Annotated in this window: 16 protein-coding genes and 2 pseudogenes; 13 read left to right on the top strand and 5 right to left on the bottom strand. The window is 69.9% G+C overall.

The window, feature by feature from the left end; all coding sequences use genetic code 11:
- The 10 genes and pseudogenes from ABZW30_RS43750 to ABZW30_RS43795 form a co-directional block, all read left to right on the top strand.
- A partial coding sequence (locus ABZW30_RS43750) for an XRE family transcriptional regulator (RefSeq protein WP_355676909.1) occupies positions 1-511 on the top strand: 511 nt, incomplete at its 5' end.
- A 163-nt stretch (positions 512-674) separates the two neighbouring features.
- Positions 675-1,007 carry a metalloregulator ArsR/SmtB family transcription factor gene (locus ABZW30_RS43755; protein WP_355676910.1) on the top strand — a complete coding sequence of 111 codons (333 nt, stop codon included), beginning with the start codon at positions 675-677 and terminating at the stop codon, positions 1,005-1,007.
- Positions 1,004-1,750, top strand: a complete 747-nt coding sequence (locus tag ABZW30_RS43760) for a DUF2071 domain-containing protein (RefSeq protein ID WP_355676911.1) — start codon at positions 1,004-1,006, stop codon at positions 1,748-1,750. The genes ABZW30_RS43755 and ABZW30_RS43760 overlap by 4 nt, the downstream gene beginning before the upstream one ends.
- 617 nt (positions 1,751-2,367) lie before the next feature.
- Entirely contained in the window at positions 2,368-3,609 is a 1,242-nt protein-coding gene (locus tag ABZW30_RS43765) for an IS256 family transposase (protein WP_355676912.1), read from the top strand.
- A 113-nt stretch (positions 3,610-3,722) separates the two neighbouring features.
- A complete protein-coding gene (locus ABZW30_RS43770; protein ID WP_355676913.1) occupies positions 3,723-4,460 on the top strand; it encodes a VOC family protein in 738 nt (245 codons plus the stop codon).
- Positions 4,461-4,576: 116 nt separating this feature from the next.
- Positions 4,577-4,828: pseudogene (locus tag ABZW30_RS43775) on the top strand (transposase); the annotation flags it as partial.
- Positions 4,829-4,996: 168 nt separating this feature from the next.
- On the top strand, positions 4,997-5,650 hold the full coding sequence (locus tag ABZW30_RS43780; protein WP_355676914.1) for a hypothetical protein: 654 nt from the start codon (positions 4,997-4,999) through the stop codon (positions 5,648-5,650).
- A gap of 692 nt (positions 5,651-6,342) precedes the next feature.
- The gene (locus ABZW30_RS43785) at positions 6,343-6,936 is read left to right on the top strand and encodes a hypothetical protein (RefSeq protein ID WP_355676915.1); all 594 of its coding nucleotides are present in this window, start codon (positions 6,343-6,345) and stop codon (positions 6,934-6,936) included.
- A 283-nt stretch (positions 6,937-7,219) separates the two neighbouring features.
- Entirely contained in the window at positions 7,220-7,378 is a 159-nt protein-coding gene (locus ABZW30_RS43790; RefSeq protein WP_355676916.1) for a hypothetical protein, read from the top strand.
- A 17-nt stretch (positions 7,379-7,395) separates the two neighbouring features.
- Positions 7,396-8,034, top strand: a complete 639-nt coding sequence (locus ABZW30_RS43795; RefSeq protein WP_355676917.1) for a hypothetical protein — start codon at positions 7,396-7,398, stop codon at positions 8,032-8,034.
- Positions 8,035-8,947: 913 nt separating this feature from the next.
- Here ABZW30_RS43795 and ABZW30_RS43800 read toward each other — a convergent pair.
- From ABZW30_RS43800 to ABZW30_RS43815, 4 genes and pseudogenes are all read right to left on the bottom strand, one after another.
- Positions 8,948-13,402 (bottom strand): AAA family ATPase, encoded by a 4,455-nt coding sequence (locus ABZW30_RS43800; protein WP_355676918.1) that lies wholly within the window; start codon positions 13,400-13,402, stop codon positions 8,948-8,950.
- Complete coding sequence (locus ABZW30_RS43805; protein ID WP_355676919.1) at positions 13,399-13,794, bottom strand: hypothetical protein; 396 nt, start codon at positions 13,792-13,794, stop codon at positions 13,399-13,401. Before ABZW30_RS43805 ends, ABZW30_RS43800 begins: the two co-directional genes overlap by 4 nt.
- 446 nt (positions 13,795-14,240) lie before the next feature.
- Positions 14,241-14,669: pseudogene (locus tag ABZW30_RS43810) on the bottom strand (DNA-3-methyladenine glycosylase 2 family protein); the annotation flags it as partial.
- A 333-nt stretch (positions 14,670-15,002) separates the two neighbouring features.
- Positions 15,003-16,088, bottom strand: coding sequence for a hypothetical protein (locus ABZW30_RS43815; RefSeq protein ID WP_355676920.1), 1,086 nt, complete (start codon positions 16,086-16,088; stop codon positions 15,003-15,005).
- A 319-nt stretch (positions 16,089-16,407) separates the two neighbouring features.
- Between ABZW30_RS43815 and ABZW30_RS43820 the strand changes: the two genes are divergently transcribed.
- Genes ABZW30_RS43820 through ABZW30_RS43830 form a run of 3 tightly spaced genes read left to right on the top strand, consistent with a single transcriptional unit; the run spans position 16,408 to position 17,541 of the window.
- Complete coding sequence (locus ABZW30_RS43820; RefSeq protein ID WP_355676921.1) at positions 16,408-16,845, top strand: helix-turn-helix domain-containing protein; 438 nt, start codon at positions 16,408-16,410, stop codon at positions 16,843-16,845.
- Positions 16,775-16,951, top strand: coding sequence for a winged helix-turn-helix domain-containing protein (locus ABZW30_RS43825; RefSeq protein WP_355676922.1), 177 nt, complete (start codon positions 16,775-16,777; stop codon positions 16,949-16,951). Before ABZW30_RS43820 ends, ABZW30_RS43825 begins: the two co-directional genes overlap by 71 nt.
- Complete coding sequence (locus tag ABZW30_RS43830) at positions 16,921-17,541, top strand: transposase (RefSeq protein ID WP_355676923.1); 621 nt, start codon at positions 16,921-16,923, stop codon at positions 17,539-17,541. The genes ABZW30_RS43825 and ABZW30_RS43830 overlap by 31 nt, the downstream gene beginning before the upstream one ends.
- A gap of 10 nt (positions 17,542-17,551) precedes the next feature.
- Here ABZW30_RS43830 and ABZW30_RS43835 read toward each other — a convergent pair.
- Positions 17,552-17,797, bottom strand: a 246-nt coding sequence (locus ABZW30_RS43835) for a transposase (protein ID WP_355676924.1), incomplete at its 5' end; no start/stop codon positions are given.

The following is a 17,797-nucleotide window of genomic DNA, read 5'->3' on the forward strand; positions in this document are numbered from 1 at the left end:
CCGGGTCAAGTTCCTGTGGGAGAAGGTCGCCAAAGAGGACACCGCCAAGCTCGCCCAGGCCGCCGGCGTCTCGGTGCGCACCGCGCAGCGCTGGGTCCACGCCCTGACCGCCCTCGCCGAGGGCGAGCTGGCCGGCGACATCCCCATGACGAAGGCCAACGCGGCGAAGGTCGAGCGGGCGGTCCGTTCGGCCTGGCAGCCGCGGGTGAGGCGGCGGGTGCGTCGCCAGGCCGAGCAGCGCGGCTTCATGCTCCACATGCAGGCGACCTTCGGGTTCAGTGCGGCCGGTAGCTCCACCGACGACCCCCGCCCCCGGATGATCACCCAGAAGATGCCCGGCGACGTGGCGCGGCGGCTGTACGCGGCCCGTGACGCCGGAGCCGGCCAGGCCCGGCAGGAAGCGATCCTCGCCGAGGCCCTGCGGGACGAGTACTTCAAGGACGGCGGACGCCGCGCCCGCGGCCTCGACGTCGAGCTGAACGACGTCGCCTGGATGGACGTCGAGCTGTAGAACCACCCCGCTGGCGGCCCTGTGTCGCCGAAATGTGACTGAGCGCTTCAGCTGGCGGGTGAGCGGTCGAGTCGGCGGGTTGAGCCGAAGTGGTCAGCCGCGACTGCCGACGGAGGCCGAGAGTCACTTGTTAGACATTTAGCTAAGTTGTTAAATACTCGGTATGACAGAAGCTCAGGACGAGGCGGGAGCTTTCCGTGCTCTCGCCGATCCGACGAGGCGCCAGATCCTCGAGGACCTCAGAGGTGGCGAGCTCGCGGCAGGCGAGATCGCAGCCAGGTTCGCGATCAGCGCGCCCTCCATCTCACGACATCTCGGCGTGCTCAAGGGAGCCGGACTGGTCACCGAGCGACGGGAGGGGAACCGAATCCTCTACGCGCTGGCCGAGGATCGCCTGGCCGCCTGCATCGGTCGGTTCCTCAGCGCTGTCTGCCCCGAACAGATCGTGCTTCGCCACACCAAATGGCGCCCCAGGGCGCAGAACGAGGGATCATGAGGCAACCGCAACTGTCCACTGTCGTCGAGCGACGGCTGTTGGTGAACTACCGGGTCGCCCCGGATGCCGCGGCCCGCCTGCTTCCGGGGCCGCTGCGCCCGCAGTTGGTACACGGCTATGCGGTCGCGGGCATCTGCCTGCTGCGTCTGGGAAGTGTCCGGCCCGCCTGGGCGCCCAAGGCGTTCGGACTGCGGAGCGAGAACGCGGCACATCGGATCGCCGTCGAATGGGACGGACCGGACGGCGTCGAGACCGGGGTTTACATCCCACGGCGCGACACCGCCTCGCGGCTCAACGCCTGGGCTGGGGGCCGCCTCTTCCCCGGCGAACACGGCCGCGCCGACTTCGAGGTCCACGAGACGTCCGGTCAGATGCGCGTCGCGCTGGCGACACGGGATGGTGACACCCGAGTGGATGTCACCGTCGAGCTGTCCGACGAACTGCGAGGAAGCGAGCTCTTCGCCGATCTTGCCGAGGCTTCCCGATTCTTCCGAGGCGGGACAAAGGGCTTCTCGGCCACCAGCTCCGGCCGTCACCTGGACGGCATGGAACTGCGGACCAATGCCTGGCACGTGGAGGCCGGCCGGGTTCGCTCCGCCGCGTCGTCCTTCTTCGACGACCCGGACCGTTTCCCGCCGGGGAGTGCGACCCTGGACTGCGCTCTGGTCATGCGCGACGTCCCCGCCAGTTGGCTGCCACTCCCAGCCATGGCTTCCGAACGAGGTGCTCAACTCGCCAACTGAAGCGCTCAGTCACACGAAATAAGGCCAGTCCCGGCCGCCGAAAAGGCGGCCGGGACTTTTTCTTTTGAGCACTTCGGTGAATTCAGCGACGAAATTTAGAGGAACACAAATGAGCGACCACTTCCACCATGCGCGAGTGCGGCTGGCCGTCCCTGCAGATCCCCGTGCTGCGCGACCTCCTGAGCGGGGAGCGAGCGCCCTGTGCTGGAGGGGCCGGCGCAGGCCGGCCACGAGCGATGCCGCGCGGCGCCGCTGTCCAGGTGGCATGTTCGCGGCCGGAAAATTGCAGGTCAAAGCCCTGTTCACCGCCGATGTGCGGGTCTAGCATTCCCGCCACGGCGGCCCCACCACAGCACCACCGGGCCGCCGGGCAGAGCAGCCGCGCCGCGGCTCGGCGCTGCTGGCCTCCCACCGGCCGGGCCCCGCGGAACACCCCCCTGCTTCCCCGGGACCCGGCCGGATGACGTCCCGCGGGATGGTGTAGCCGATCAAGGTTGAGGTGTGCGCGGGCTCGCTCCCGGGGCGCACACCCGCGAAGGACTCACGCTTCCTGAGCATGAGTCAGCCATCGTGCAACTCTCCGTAATGAACTGCCAGTTCAACGAGGGAGATGCACGGTGGCCCTGTCCCAGCATGACCTACTACGCCTGCTGGAGTCACTACGTTCGGCGGACGGGCTCGAACTCGTCCGTGGGGTGGCCGAGCGGATGCTGCAGGAGCTGATCGAGGCCGAGGCCACGGCCCGGATCGGCGCGGAATGGAACGAGCACACCGAGACGCGCACCGCGTTTCGCAACGGCCACCGGGACAAGACGCTGACCACCCAGGCCGGCGACCTGGACCTGGCCATCCCCAAACTGCGCTCGGGGAGCTTCTTCCCGAGCCTGCTGGAGCGACGGCGCCGCATCGACCAGGCCCTGTACGCGGTCATCATGGAGGCCTACGTCCACGGCGTGTCCACACGATCGGTCGACGACCTGGTCAAGGCCCTCGGCGCGGACACCGGCATCTCCAAGAGCGAGGTCTCCCGGATCTGCCAGGACCTGGACGGCCAACTGACCGCGTTCCGCAGCCGCCCCCTGGACCACGTCCGCTTCCCGTACATCTACCTCGACGCGACCTACTGCAAGGCCAGGGTCGAGCACCAGATCGTCTCCCGAGCAGTGGTCATCGCCACCGGGATCACCGAGGACGGCGGCCGCGAGGTCCTGGGGGTGATGGTCGGCGACAGCGAGACCGAAGTGTTCTGGACCCAGTTCCTGCGCCACCTGCGCGAACGCGGCCTTGCCGGGGTCCGGCTCGTGATCGGCGACCACCACTCGGGCCTGGTCAAGGCCATCCGGAAGGTCATGCTCGGGGCCGCCTACCAGCGCTGTCGCGTTCACTTCCTGCGCAACGTCTTCGGCGTGATCAACAAGGAGGCCGCGGAGATGGTCGCCGCGACGATCCGCACGATCTTCGCCCAGCCCACCGCCGATGCGGTCCGCACCCAGCTCGACATCGTCGCCGACATGCTCGGCACGCAGTTCCCGAAGGTCAAGGCGATGCTGCTGGAGACGAAGGACGACCTGACCGCCTTCGCGGTCTTCCCGGAACGACATTGGAAGAAGATCCAATCGACGAACCCTCTGGAGCGGATCAACCGCGAGGTCAAACGCCGCACTGACGTCGTTCAGGTCTTCCCGAACGACGACGCGCTCCTGCGGCTGGTCACCGCCGTGCTCTTCGAACTGCACGACGAATGGATCGCCTTCCCCCGCCGCTACCTACCCGAGGGCAGCATGGACCGGATCTACCCCACCGAGCTCCACGAAAGCGCCCCCGCACTACCCAACACCACCAACGAGCCCACCAACTGATCGGCTACACCACGAAAGGGGCGACCGAGCCGGCGGCAACAGTGCGCGGAGCGGTGGCTCGACGCCCTGGAACTCCGCTGAAACCGGCCGGCTCCGGATCTAGGATCTGCGGCATGGCAACACGACTCGTGCAGATCAACATGAAGGCCCAGGACGACGCCGCGCTCGGCCGGTTCTGGGCGGAGGCACTCGGTTGGGGTATCGACAGCGAGGGCCCCGGCGTGACCAACCTCGAACCGGTCGGCTTCGCCTACCCCGACCCCGCGGCCGTCTGCATCGACCTCATCGCCCGCCCAGAACCCAAGACGGTAAAGAACCGGGTGCACCTCGACCTGGCCACCACCTCGACGGCCCATCAGGCGGAGCTGGTCGCACGCCTGAAGGACCTCGGCGCGACAATCGCCGACGTGGGGCACGGCGATGTCCCCTGGACGGTCATGGCCGACCCGGAGGGCAACGAGTTCTGCGTCCTGGAGCCCCGGGAGATCTACCGGGACACCGGGCCGATCGCCGCAGTGGTGGTCGACTGCACCGACCCGCGGGCGATGGCCCGGTTCTGGGGCGAGGCAATGGACTGGACGGTGCACGAGGCCGCCGACGACCACGCGACCATGCGTTCCGCCCACGGCGTCGGCCCCTACCTGGAGTTCGTCCGCACCCCCGACACCAAGAGCGGGTGGAACCGCGTCCACCTGGACATCAGCCCCTACCGCGGTGACGACCCAGCAGCCGAGGAGGCCAGGCTGCGCGCTCTGGGCGCCTCCGACCCGGGCATCGACCAGTCCGCCATCTCGTGGCGGATCCTGACCGACCCGGAGGGCAACGAGTTCTGCCTGCTCAGCCCCCGTTAGCCCCGCTCCGCCCCAGGTCGATCGCCTGCTCAACCACCGCTACGCCCGGGCCTCCCGGGCCGTCCGGTCGGACGGCCCGTGGGCCCAGGAGCTTGGGTCCGTGTGAGGTTGTGATCAAGATCCAATCGACGAACCCGCTGGAGCGGATCAACCGCGAGGTCAAGCGCCGCACCGTCGTCGTCCAGGTCTTCCCCAACGACGACGCCCTCCTGCGACTGGTCACCGCCGTGCCCTTCGAGCTCCACGACGAGTGGATCGCCTTCCCCCGCCGCTACCTGCCTGAGGGCAGCATGGACCAGCTCTACCCCACCAAGCTCCCCGAAAGCGCCCCCGCGCTACCCAACACCACCAACACGCCCGCCGATTGATCGGCTACACCACGAATGGGGGCATGACCCGGGCGGGGCTCCCGAACCTGCATGCATGCCGATGACCTGGCCATTCAGGGAGCTCCGATCAGAGCTGTTCTTTCGTGGATCCTTATCACTGGTATCGGGAGCCGCCAGGCTGTCGGTGTCATCCGGCACTATCACGGCATGCATACCACGACGGCAGATACTGGCACCGGCCAAGGCCGGAACTTCCATTCGCTGGTCGAAGCTGGCGCTGTGCTGTACATCGCAGAGTGCGGCGAGCTGGATGCCCTGAAGGTAGGTGTAACAAGCCGGGCAAGTCGCACCAGCCGGATTCGACGGCATGCTCGACATGGGTGGCGCACTACGGCCGAGATTCCTTTCGACGACGGTCGGCAAGCCTTCGTCGCGGAACAGGCCATCCTGGCGTTCCTACGGGCGTGCGGCGCACGCGAGACCCTCAGGCAGAATCAGTTGCCGCAAGGAGGCTACACGGAGACCATCGCGTTCGCTCGGCAGGCTAACCTAAGCGTCGATCGGCTGCTTGCGGTCGCTCGGGTCGCCACGGGGATCGTGGAAGCTACCGGGAGCCCGCTGTACATGCTTGAGGTGGCGGACAATCTGATCACTTCGGCTACGACTCAGATGATCGAGCACGTCCAGGGTCTGCGTCGCGCTGGCCGTCGACGGGAAGCGGACGAGTGTGCCGCCGAGTTCCGGCTTCGCCTCGACAAAATCATCAAGATCTGTCGAGCTGGCTTGGACTCCCTGCAGGGCCGACCGGTCGTTTCGGCAGCATCGGAATGGGCAGTGCCTGCGGCTGTGGGTCGACAGTAACCAGTGGCGGAGAGTCGGAAACCTCCACAGGTCCGCGAAGATCATTCACGGAACTGCAGCCAGAGCCGTTTTCACAGAGCGGCGACAGCACCTGCTGAGCAAGCCCCCAGGCGGTTCAACCCCGCCGACGGCCCGGTAGCGCGGCCGATCAGCAGGGGATGGCCTGGGCGCCGATGAGGCCCTGGTCGGTGTCGGCGGCTCGCCGCCAGATGGGCACCAGATCATCGAACAGGGCAGCAGCGTTCTCCTCTGATGCCTCGTCCAGGACTCTCGTTCATCATGGCCACCACCCTGGCCCCGTACCTGCCCCCGCGTCCTGCCCTTCTCCGTTTTCGCCTGGTCGGCCAGGCGAAAACGGAGTGAAAGGGTCAGGCGGCCAACTCGTCCGTTCAGACCAGCTGGTTGATGACGGCCAGGCAGGCGCGCTGCAGTGCCTCGTCGTCTTCGACGCTTTCGAAGAGACCGCCGCTTCTCGTTCTCCGCGAGGAACTCGCGGCTGCGTCCCGAACTTCGCGGGTCGTTCACTGCGCGCGGTACACCCACCTCATCCGGGACGGCGCGGGCCTGTGGCCTGCGCTTGAGTACGGGTACTCAGGCGCTTGTCCGGCCTCGCTCCTATGGTGGTGGGACGGAGTAGGACGGAGGGGGCCGGGGTGTTCGACAAGGGGTTGGCGAAGGGTTGTCTGGGGGCCGTGGTGGGTCTCGTCGGCCTGGTCGGGGCTGTGCTCGTGTTCAACGTGGGCGTGTGGTGGTGGATCGCCTACGACGAATCACACCCGTCCGCTCCTGGCCCCGAGCGCGTTCGCCTCACCGCGGAGGAGTTCCGTGAGCGCAGCGAGCAGGCGATCCAGGACACGGTGCGCGGCCTGAGTCCCGCCTTGGTACTGAGCGACACGGGCTTCACGGTCCGGCAGCACGAGCGGCGTCCGGACGGCGAGCCCAGCAGGCTTGCTTTTGTCGACCGCCAGCTCACCGCCCGCACCAAGATCAGCGCCTCGCATCGTGCGGAGCTGAAGAACGGCATCGAGACCGCATGGCAGGAGCGCGGCTACAAGCAGGTCAAGCCGATGTGGACCCCCAGCGAGCCGGAGAAGGGCCCGGACTACAACTTCAGCGCCGAATCCTCCGAGGGAGTCAGTGTCTACGTCAGCCTCGTACCGGGACCCGACCAGACCATCACCTTCACTCTCTCCATCCGCGGCGACGGCGTCGCGTACGCCCCCGACTCCGCCCGGCCCACCTCTACCGTGCAGCCGGACGTCGACGACGCCCACTGGTCGCAGTGAACTCCCCGGAGCCCCCGAGCCGAGACCGACGCCCCAGCACCGGCGGGCGCCGGCCACGGGTGCGGGCGTCGCGGCACAGGCCGGGGACGATTGGCACGGGCCCAGGAACGACGACATCACAGCTTTGGCGATCTCACGGCGCTTGAGCTCCTTGCCGAAGCGACGCGGTCGACCTTGCTGAGGAGACGGGACATGGGCCCGGCGCAGGCCTCGCGTAGCTGAGCTGTTAGAAGGGAGGTTCGTCGGCCCAGGAGCCGTTCCAGGGGGCGGGTGGCTGGGGCTTGTGCCGCTGGAGAGCGGCGATGGCGTCGTTGACGCGGCCGAGGTTGATGAGGTGTCCGGCCAGGGCGTGGCTGTCGACGGGGGAGTGTTCTTCGAGGACGGCGACGGCCTCTTCGGTGCGCCGGGCGTGGGCCAGGAGCTTGTGTCCCGGGCCGCGTAGCTGGCGTTGCCTTCGGGGTGTTCTCGTGCCTGTTCGATGGCCTCCTCGGTCCGGCCGCAGGCGGTCATCAGCGGGAGCCGTATCCAGAAGAGCTCCCATTCCTCCTGGCTGCGGCGCGCTTTGAGGGCGTCGAGGTAGGCCACTCCGTCTTCGGGGCGGCCCTGGTCGGCGTACAGGGAGCACAGCGTGTCGACGATCCAGTCCTCGGCGCCACCCTCGGCCGCGGCGCGCATCACCTCGATCGCCTCGTCGGCCCGGCCGTGCCGTGCCAGGAGCCGTGCGAGCTGCACCGCCATGTTGCCGCGGCGGGCGGACGACTTACTCGCCTGCCGGTACACGGCGATCGCACCCTCGACGTCACCACGCTCCTCCAGCAGCTCCGCGAGACGCTGCGCGGCGTACCCGAGCGGCTCGGCCGCCGCGTAGGCGCGCAGTTCCTCGATCCGGTCGTGCCGGGTCAGCAGATGGGCCAGCGGGTCACGGCCATTGACCGCCACAGCCTTTGGGGTGCGCAGCAGGGTGATCGCCTCGTCGAGGCGGCCCTGGCGTTCACGGATCTTGGCGAGCAGATTGACGGCGTTGTACGGCTCGACAGCGTGGCGCCGGCACGACGGGTCGCCACAACTGGGGTCGGTTTCGATGCGGGGGATCAGTAGTGCGGCGGCCTCCTCGTCCCGGCCCGTTCCCTCGGCGACGTCGACCAGCGCCTCGGCAAGGAGCCAGTCCTCAACGTGCGGGCGCAGCAGGGTGAACGCCTCGTTGCCCTGGCCGTGCCGGGCGAGCCGTCGTGCGAAGTACTTCAGCGCCAGCCGGTCCCCGCCCTGCGCGTGGGGTCGGGTCAGCGTGATCGCCTCGTCAATCCGGCCGCCCTCCTCCAGCAGCTCCGCCGCGGTCTCGGCGGCCGTCCACCATCCCGTGGCAACGTAGGGGGCGAGCACCTCCAGCGCCTCCCGCCGTCGGTTCTGCCCGGCGAGCAGCCGAGCCTGTTCCAGTGCGCAGAACCACTCCCCGTGGCCGGCTCAGAACTCCACCTCCCGGGCGTGGCCGAGTTCGAGAAGCCAGGAGACCAGGTGCGGGGGGATACATCCGGACTGCGTCCGGGTCCGGTAGTCAAGATCATCAGCGCCCACGGGGACGTACCGTAGCGACTGCCTCCGACACACCCACGAGGCTGAGGGGAGAGACTCAGAGAGCCCGGTTCAGCGGTCGACCGCGTCGTTGCAGGGCCGCCGGCTGGGACGCGGTCGGCGCGCTCACCTGCGACGGTGGTCGTTGGGGGCGAGCCTGGGGCCGAAGCGGGGCGCGCGGGCACCGGCGAGGAACGCGAGTTTTGTAGGGTCCACGACTCGATGCGCATCGGTTGCTGCAGCGACTGGAAATCCGGGCCTGATGCGCACTCGTCGTGTCGGTGCTTCTTGCGCGAGCGGAGCCGCCGGGCACCTGTCGCGGTCACCGTACGTAAGGGACTGTCAGAGACGTCTGCCGCAGAGCTGTCCTGCGGCGCCGAACTGCCCTCCGGCTCGCAGCTGTTGCCGGGCACGCCACTGGCGGCGCTGGCCGCCGGGTGAGTCAGGGGCAGGGCTTCCGGTACGGCGTTCCGCCGGGGACATACCGCTGCCACTGTTCCTTCGTGATGGTGTCGCCCACGGACTGGCAGATGACCTCAAGGGTGCCGGGCTGGTCCGTGCCCCAGATGTCCACGGTCGCGCCGACTGTCGCGATGAGCTTCCCGTCGGGACTCACCGCGATCTCGGAATGCCGGATCACGCTCGTCGGGCCCGTGGCCACCACGGCCTGGAGCGTTGGGACCCGCCAGTTGCTGACATCCCAGAGCTCGATGTGTGGGTCCCTCGGTCCGACGGCGGCGAAGCTGTCTCCCGTGCCCGTCATGGCGAGGGTACGGCCGTCCGGGCTGAAGGAGATCCCGGGGCCGGTCCCGGGCGCCTGCACGACCACCGGGTCCGCGTCGCTCAGCCGGCCACCGTTGACCTCCCACAGCCTGGTCGCGCCCGTGGAGTCGGACACCGCCAGCAGGCGGCCGTCCGGGCTGAAGGCCGGCTCGGACACGCCCGCACCGGCGGTGAGGGGCTTCGGCGGCAGGGTGACCGGGTGCCGGAGGTCGGTGGTGTCCCAGAGCAGCAGCGAGTCCGCGCTGCCCCCGGCCAGCAGGTGGTGGTCGGGGGAGAAGGCCAGGCGCCAAGCCTCCCCCGGCAGTACGGCGATCCGTTGGGGATGCGTGCGGTCCGCCAGGTCGTACAGCTTCACCGTCGGGGTGACCCGGCCGTCCAGGTTGTCATTGGTGTCGGACACCGCCAGGGTACGGCCGTCGGAAGCGAAGGCGAGGGCACCGGCGGAGTTGTCGAGGTCGTCGATCGTGGACAGCACGGCGGCGTCCGGCTGCTCGCTGCTGCGCAGGCGGACCACGGGTTTGTCGTTCTGGTCCAGTTCGCCGGTGGCCAGGATGCGGCCGTCGGGGCTGAAGGCGACGCCGGCCGCGCCCGGTTGGCCGCTGCCGGGCAGGGCGGCTAGCCGGTGGTGCGGCGGGTCGCCGCTCAGATCCCAGAGCGCCCCGTCGCTCGCGCCTTCCCAGGCGAGCAGCCGCCGCGGGCCGGAACTGAACGCCACGGGAACGACGAACCCGCTCGGCGCCTGGCCCAGGCTGGCCGCTGCGCCGGACTGGAAGGGGTTGGTCACATCGGTGAGGTGGACCCCCCGTCCGGTGGCGGTGAGCAGCAGGCCGGTCACGGGCTTGGCCAGGAGCGGGTTGCCCGCGGGTACGAACAGGGCGGCGCCGGTGTTGGTGGTGACGCCGATCGGGGGCTCCTCCACCATGTTGATGTCGACGACGTCGAGCGGATCGGTGCTCACCTGCCACAGGACCGCGGAGTGCTCGCAGACGGTGGCGAGCAGGTGCCCGCCCGGGCTGAACGCGGCCGAGATCAGGCGTGTTCGGCAGTCCGGCGCGGCGGCGCGGTCCGCGGTCTTGGCCAGGTGCGGCTGGGCCGGGTTCCGCACGTCCCAGAGCCGGAGCGCGTTGCCGTCGTCGTCCCCAGGTCCGACCAACAGGTGCCCGTCCGGGCTGAACGCCAGCCGGTGCAGCGGCTTCTCCTGGAGATCGTCGGCGAGCGGGCCGCCGTCCAGTTTCGGCAGGGCGACCGGCCGGGCGGGCACGGCGAGATCCCACAGGTGCACCGACCTGTCGGCGCCGGCACTGGCCAGGGTGCGGCCGGACGGCGTGAAGGTCAGCGAGTCGACGACCCCGGTGTGACCGGTCAGCGTCGGGAGGGGCTTCGGCACGGCGGGCGCGGACAGGTCCAGGAGCCGGATCGTGCCGCGGTTCGTACCGGCGGCGAGCAGGTGTCCGTCCGGGCTGAAGGCCAGTGCGGTGACGCCGGACTGATCGGCCGCCAGGGGTATTGCGAGTTCCTTGGGGTGGGCGGGATCACCGATGTCCCACAGGTGCACAGCCCGCTTTCCCTGCTGACCGGCGGCTGCGGCGACCAGCCGTCCGTCCGGGCTCAGGACGACCGGGCCGACGCCCGGCAGCTGGATACGGCCTTCGCTGACGCCTGCCGTGCTCCACAGCGCGACCGAGTTCCCGGTCGAGATGGCCAGGCGGCGCCCGTCCGTGCTCTGGGCCAGGTCCGTCACCTGGTCCTGGCCGTCGAAGACACCGTCCGTACTCAGTGCGGCGAACAGCGCGGCCTTGTTTGCCTGCGGGTCGAGCCGGTACGCCGTCACAGCAAGCTGCTTGGCCAGGCCGGGCTGGCCGTTACGCAGAGCGGCGGCTTCGGCCGCGACCAGCTGGGCCACCGCGTGCTGCTGCTGGGCGCGGGATTCCTGCTGGAAGGCGACTGCCAGACCACCGCCGGTCACCGACAGCATGGTCAGCACCACCAGGGACGCGATCGCCGCCCTCCGGCGCCGGACCCGGCGCCGCTCGTACTGCTTCGAGCGGTCGAGGAACTCCGTCAGCCGTGGCGGAAGTTCCTCCGCCCGGCCGGCCTCGGCAGCCCCCTCGCGGGCGGCCGCCAGCCGGGTGCCGCGGTACAGCAGTGAAGAGTCCTGTCCGGCCTCCGACCAGGTCTCGGCGTCCGCGGTGAGCCGCTGACGGGTACGCAGCCAGTCGCGGTCCGCATCCACCCACGCGCGCAGACGCAGCCAGCCGCGCAACAGGGCGTCATGACTCAGCGCGACGGTCTGCTCGTCCAGGACGAGCAGCCGGGCCTCGGCGAACCGATGCAGGGCCCGCTCCGCCGCCTCGGGGTCGGGCAGCCCGTGCACTAGGCCGACGCGGTCGACCCGTTGGGCGGTGTCCACGGTCCGGTCGTCGACCCGGACCAGGCGTGGCAGCATCCGGCGGAGGGCGCTGCGGCCCGCCTCGTCCAGCTGGTCGTAGGTGTCGTCGGCGGTGTTGGCGATCGCCTGGGTGATCCCGCCGGTGGCCCGCAGACCGGCCACGGTCAGCCGGGCGCCGTGGCGCTGCCGCCAGATGGCCCACAAGGTGTGGGACAGCATCGGGAGCGTGCCGGGCTCCGGGCCGGTGAGCCGGGTGGCGCCCAGTTCGTGCAGCAGCAGGTCAGCCAGGCCCTCATCGAGCGTCAGCCCGGCCAGCTCGGCCGGCCGCTCGATCGCCGCGCGCAGTTCCTCCGGCCTCATCGCCACTGCCTGCACCTGATGGTCCCGCAGCGCCGCCGCCAGCTCCGGGAAGACCAGAGCCTGACCGTAGAAGTCCGCCCGCAGAGCCAGCACCACCAGGACCGAGGCGTCGGCGGCTAGGGCCGCCAGCGCGGCCAGGAAGGCCGTCCGCTCCGACTGGCTCGGGCAGACGGTGAACAGCTCCTCCAGCTGGTCGACCACCAGCACCAGCCGCTCGCCGGACCGTTCCGCCAGTACGTCGCCGACCAGCGCCGCCGCCGAGCCCGGATCCGCACGCAGGGATTCGGCTCCGGCGATGCCGTCCGGGTGCAGCGCGGCGGCCAGGCCCTGCAGCGGGTGCACCCCGGGCGTGAGCAGCACGCTGGGCCAGCCGGCCGAGCCGGGTAACTCCGGTACGCCCCGGCGCAGGGCGGCGACCAGCCCGGCATGCAATACCGAGGTCTTGCCCGCGCCGGACGGCCCGACCACGATCACCGGCTGCCGCCCGTCCAGCGCCTCGCCGCAGGCCCGCACCAGCTCCTCGACCAACCGCTCCCGACCGTAGAAGAACTCCGCGTCGTCCACGGCGAAGGACTCCAGGCCCAGGTACGGGCAGCGGCCCGGGGACGGCTCCTCCTCGACCGGGCCCACCGGCTCGGGCTGGGCCGGGTTGACGGCGAGCACCAGCCCACCCGAACGGTCGCCGGCCTGACGACGGGGCAACGGGCCGTGCTGGGCGCGCAGCGTGCGAAACAGGTAGTCGTACGCCGCGTCCAGGGTCAGCAGGCGCGGGCCGCGCGGATCACCCTCGTCGAGCAGCTTGATCAGCGCCCCGGTGAAGGCGGTGTACTGCGCGTCCTCGGGTGCCAGGGCGAGCTGCTCGGCCGAGCCGAGCAGATACATGCCGTGGGCGGGCGGGAGCGTGAACTGCTGCGGCGAGCGGGTCCCGAGCTTGGCGCGCCCCGAGAAGCAGCAGTCGAGGACCACCACGACCGAGGAGGCCCGGCAGGCGCTCAGCGCTTCCCGCAAGTCGGCCAGTCGCAGCGCCTGATGGGCGGCCAGACCGGGCGTCAGCTGGTCGCTGCTGCTCGCCGCGAGGTACAACTCGTCGCCAGGGCCGATGAGGCCGTGCCCGAGGTAGTAGAGCAGCAGTGTGGTCTGGGCTTGCTGCGCCTCCTCAGCGATGGCCGTGGCCATGTCCCGCGCGGTCTCCGGGTCGGCCAGCAGGCGCACCTGGTCGGCGGGCACGCCGCACCGGTTGATCAGACGATCCCGCAGGGCGTCGATGGTCCGGGAGACCGCAGGAACAGAGGTCAGCGTCGGCCCCGGGTGCGTCGCCGTGCCGATCAGCAGCACCCGGACGCCCGCACCCGACAGATCCGTCACCGCGGGCCCTCGGCCTCGCCCGTGCCCTCCGCCGCCTCCAGTACGCCGATGGCGTCCGCCAGCAGCTCCCGGATCATGCGGTCGTCCAGACCCTGGACGCGCTTGCCCGAGATCTCGACCGAGGCACCGTCTGGCCGGCTGATCTTTAGAGTTACCTCGCCGCGCCGCTGGCGGATCCAGGAGAAGACCGCAGTGGCTAGCGCCGTCGCGACGCCGCCCGGCCCGAGCGCCACCGCCAGTGCGTCGAGCACCGGGCCGAGCGTGCCCGGGACAGGCGGACTCTCCACCGAGGTGACCCGGCCGCGCAGTTCGTCGACGTCGGTGAGCCAGGCGCGCAGCGAGCGCAGCTCGTCCGCCCCCTGACCGCCTGCTGCGGCGAGCGTTACGTCCAAGGCAATCCCCCTGCCGGGTAAGTGACTTGCCGTCAACAGTACAAGCGGAGGACGCCCCTGTGGGGCTGGTTGTGGCATCGCATGAACGTGGGCGCCGACGGTGTTGAAGAAACAGTTGCCGTTGGCCGCGTCCCAGTTGGTGCACCAGGCCTCGGCGACGACACAGCTCGGGTGGAGAATGTTCCCCTTCCTGCAGGACGGGGTCGCCGGAGGAGACGTCATCCGCTTCGCCACCGATGCTGACGGCGACGCCCGTGCTCCGCACGGCCATGCCAAGCACCGTACGGAGCGACGACGCGCCCAGCCCGCCCGACGAGACCACAAGACGTCGACAACCGACCGTTGCGGTCCGCAGTCATTGCGTACCGTCCCGCGGATTTGCGCGTCCAGTGCGCATCGGTTGTCGACCTTGCGCATCAACTCGCGGACCCTACAGGTTTGCAGACGCGGTGGCGCTGGCCGGCGTAGGGGGCGAGGAGTTCGAGCATCTGCTCGTCGGTGCTTCTGGCACGTCCTGTGAAGAAGTGGCCGATGTGGTTGGCGAGGTGGAAGTCGCCGACGGAGACGGCGTCGGGGTCGCCGTTGGCGCGCTGGAGGGTTTCGGCAGCGGTCCAGATCCCGATGCCGGGCACCGCCATCAGCCGGGCGTGCGCGTCCGCGCTTGTCATGGCGGAGGCCTCCTCCAGCCGCGGGGCGAGCCGTACGGCGCGCTGGATGGTGTCGGCGCGTTTGCTGTCGACACCTGCTCGGTGCCAGTCCCAGGAGGGGATGAGGGCCCACTGCCGGGCGGAGGGGGCGACCGACAGGTCCGGCCGGGGGCCGGGGGCGGGTTCGCCGTGGCGGCGAACGAGGAAACGCCACGCGCGCCTCGCCTCCAGGACTTTTCCTGACGTGAGGCTGTGCGAGACGTCGTTGAGCTGGCGAGATACGTCGCGGTCATGTTCGTGACGTGACCTCGGTCTGATCGACACCCCCGGCTCGCGCCGCCGGACCCATCAGCTCAACCCCAGCCCGACGGATTGCCGCACTGCGCATCCGTGCCCGATGGAGGCGGTGTTTCACCGCCCCAGCCGGCCGGTAGGCGGAGTGGGTGCACAGCGCCCTGCAGGGGCGAACGGTGGCCGGTTGACCGGGGAGAGACATGCGCCTTCCCCGGCACAGCAGAGATCGACATTCGTGAGCGAGGAGACGGGCCCCGCTGGTTCGGTTCAGAAGAGGCCAAAGTCGAGCGGATGGCGCGGCTCGGTGGTGCAGACGCGTATCCAGGTGGCGCCGTTGCGGGCGATGGAGACGCCGGTTGGCTGTTGGTCCTGCCAATTGCCCGGGTCGCCCCAGGTGAACGGTGGTGCGCTGTTGGGCGTCCAGAGGCCGCCCAACTCCTCGTTCGAATACGTCTCCAGGAGCGGGCGCATGGGGGCACCGCACTCGCACGAGGTCAGCGGGTCGGTATCGGGCCAGCTGTACTCCCAGCCGCCGACCTTCCAACCGGGCGCGTGGGCGAGGGTCGCGTAGGACAGGTCTTCGGGCAGGCCACTGTCCCAGCTGCGGATACGGGCTTCCAAGGGGGCCGGCAGCATGCCGAGCAGATGGGCGTCGGGGGCGCCGTCCAGGGTGCACACCGGCGGGTACTCGACGAGTTCTTCGGGATGGACCGTGCAGGGGCGCGGCACCCAGTTGTCTTTGTAGACGTGGTTGAGCACCGGCGCCGCTTGAAGGGGCGTCGTGACGTCGCCGGCGGTGCGCCAGAACGCCGCCGGCCGCGGGCCCGGGCGCCCGGCATGCCAGGCGGGGCACCACAGGATCTGGAGCAGGTCGGTGCCGTCCGGGAAGTCGATGCCGGGAGCGTCCTTGGCGAAGAGTTGCAGGACCGGGGCCATGACCACCGGCTCCTCGAACGAGATCGACCGCACCTGGCGCTGCATCAGCGCCAGCGGCTCCGCCTCGGCCCGGGCGAGGGACTCGCGAGCGCTGGCCAGGAGCGCGACCGGCACCTGTGCCCCCAGCGCTTCCAACTGCAGCAGGCTCGATCGCCGGTGTCCCATCTCTTCCTCGTGTCGGCGGTGGGCCTCGTCGTCTGCGACGGGCACGACCTCGACGGTCTGCGTCGTGTGTGGCTGCGTGCACCGGGGCCGCGCCTCGTCGGCGGGCCACAACAGCTCCCCGCCGACCGAGCTGTCGTACGGCGTCGGGGAGCCGGGCCGTGGATGCAACCGCGCAGCCGACCGGGCGAAGTCAGCCAACTCCGGGAACCTCATCAGCAGCATCACGCGCTGGCTGGGGGTCGTGCTGATCAACAACGCCTCCGCTCGGGAACACCCCGCCTGCCGACCGGGGCCTGCGTCACCGTATCGGCAGCAGACCGGACCGTTGAGGCCGCCCCGGGCCACGGCTGGTTGATGCGGCATCAGTTGACCTGCCCGGCCATCCCGCCTGGCCGGTCGCGGCCTCGGATGGCGTGGGGTTCGACCAGGCATCAGCGATGCGTGCTCTAGTACTGCAATCACAGTTACTGGTGCGGTAGTTGTGATTTCTTCCGTGCTGTGTGGTTGTGTGCTGGGGTGTCGTTGGATCTCGGGGTGGGGCGTTGGGTAGGCGTCCTGTGGGAGGGACGTCATGTCGAACATCCTCCGCATCGAGTTGACTATCGATCAGCGTCGCGAGTTGCGCGAACTGCTGGCTCGGCGGGATCTGACCCGCTATACCCGGCAGCGGGCCGAGTGCATCCGCCTGCTCGATCGCGGCAAGACCGCCCCCGAGGTCGCCGACCTGCTGGAGTGCAACGTGGTCACGGTCCGCGCGGCGGCCCACCGCCTCCACGACGGCGGGGTCGAGGCGCTGCCGGACGCACCACGCCCGGGACGTCCGGCCAGGGTGCTCGGCGACGACGACCGCGCTGGCACGGCTGCTGGACGTCTCCGCCGCGGAAGGGATCACCTGGACCGTCCCGGCACTGCGCGAGTGGCTGCGCGAACAGCGCGGGGTGGACATCTCCGCCGACTGGCTCTGGGAGCTGCTGCGCCGCGACGGCTTCCGCTGGAAACGAACCCGTGACAGCGTGCGGCACAAGGCCGACCCCATCCTCCAGCAGGCCGCGAAGGCCAAGCTGGAGGACTTGCGGACTTACGGATGGAGGCGCACACGGGCGAGCGCGACCTGATCTTCCTGGACGAGTCCGGCTTCGCCCCGACCATGCCCACCGGCTACACCTGGTCCCGGGTCGGGCAGCGGGCGGTGGTACCGAAGGAGGACACCAAGAACCGCCGGGTCAACGTGCTCGGCGCCCAGATCGTGGGCACCGTACCGGACCTTCTCTGGCAGCCCACCTGCGGGAAGATCGACGCCGGGGTGCTGCTGGAGTTCGTCTGCGCGGACCTGGCCGGCCTGCCCGGCGGCGCCGGCGCCCTGGAGCTGGCCGCTGACGGCCTCGGTGCCCAGGCAATGCCGGTGTGGGCGCGCCCGCGGCCGTGCACCGTGGTGCTGGACAACGCCTCGGCACACACGGCCAAGGCGTTCAAGGGCCGCCGCGAGCAACTGGCCAAGATCGGGGTGGAGCTGTTCTACCTGCCACCGCGCAGCCCGGAGTTGAACGACATCGAGCTGGTCTGGCGCCAGGCGAAGTACCAGGACTACCCGCACCGCGCCCAGACCAGCACCGACGCCATCGGCAAGGCCGTCAACCAAGCCATGAACCATCAGCGCGACCGGATCCGACAGTCAGCAACGAACCTCAGCCAAGCCGATTACTGACCTCGGCGCTTCAAGGTGATGGCGGTGGGAGGTCGAGGGAGAGTCCGGTTCCGGTGAGGAAGCCGTTGAGGATGTCGGAGCGGTACTGCAGTCGTTTGAGTCGGTTGCGGACGAGGGCTTCGAGTCGGTCGAGGGCGACACTGGCGAGGTTCGCGAGGCTGCGTTTGACGTGGGCCCACAGGTACTCGACCGCGTTCAGCTCGGGTGCGTAGGCGGGCAGCACGAACACCGTCAGCCAGTCCCTCGCGTCGATCAG

Source organism: Kitasatospora sp. NPDC004669 (assembly GCF_040609455.1).
Classification (GTDB): domain Bacteria; phylum Actinomycetota; class Actinomycetes; order Streptomycetales; family Streptomycetaceae; genus Kitasatospora.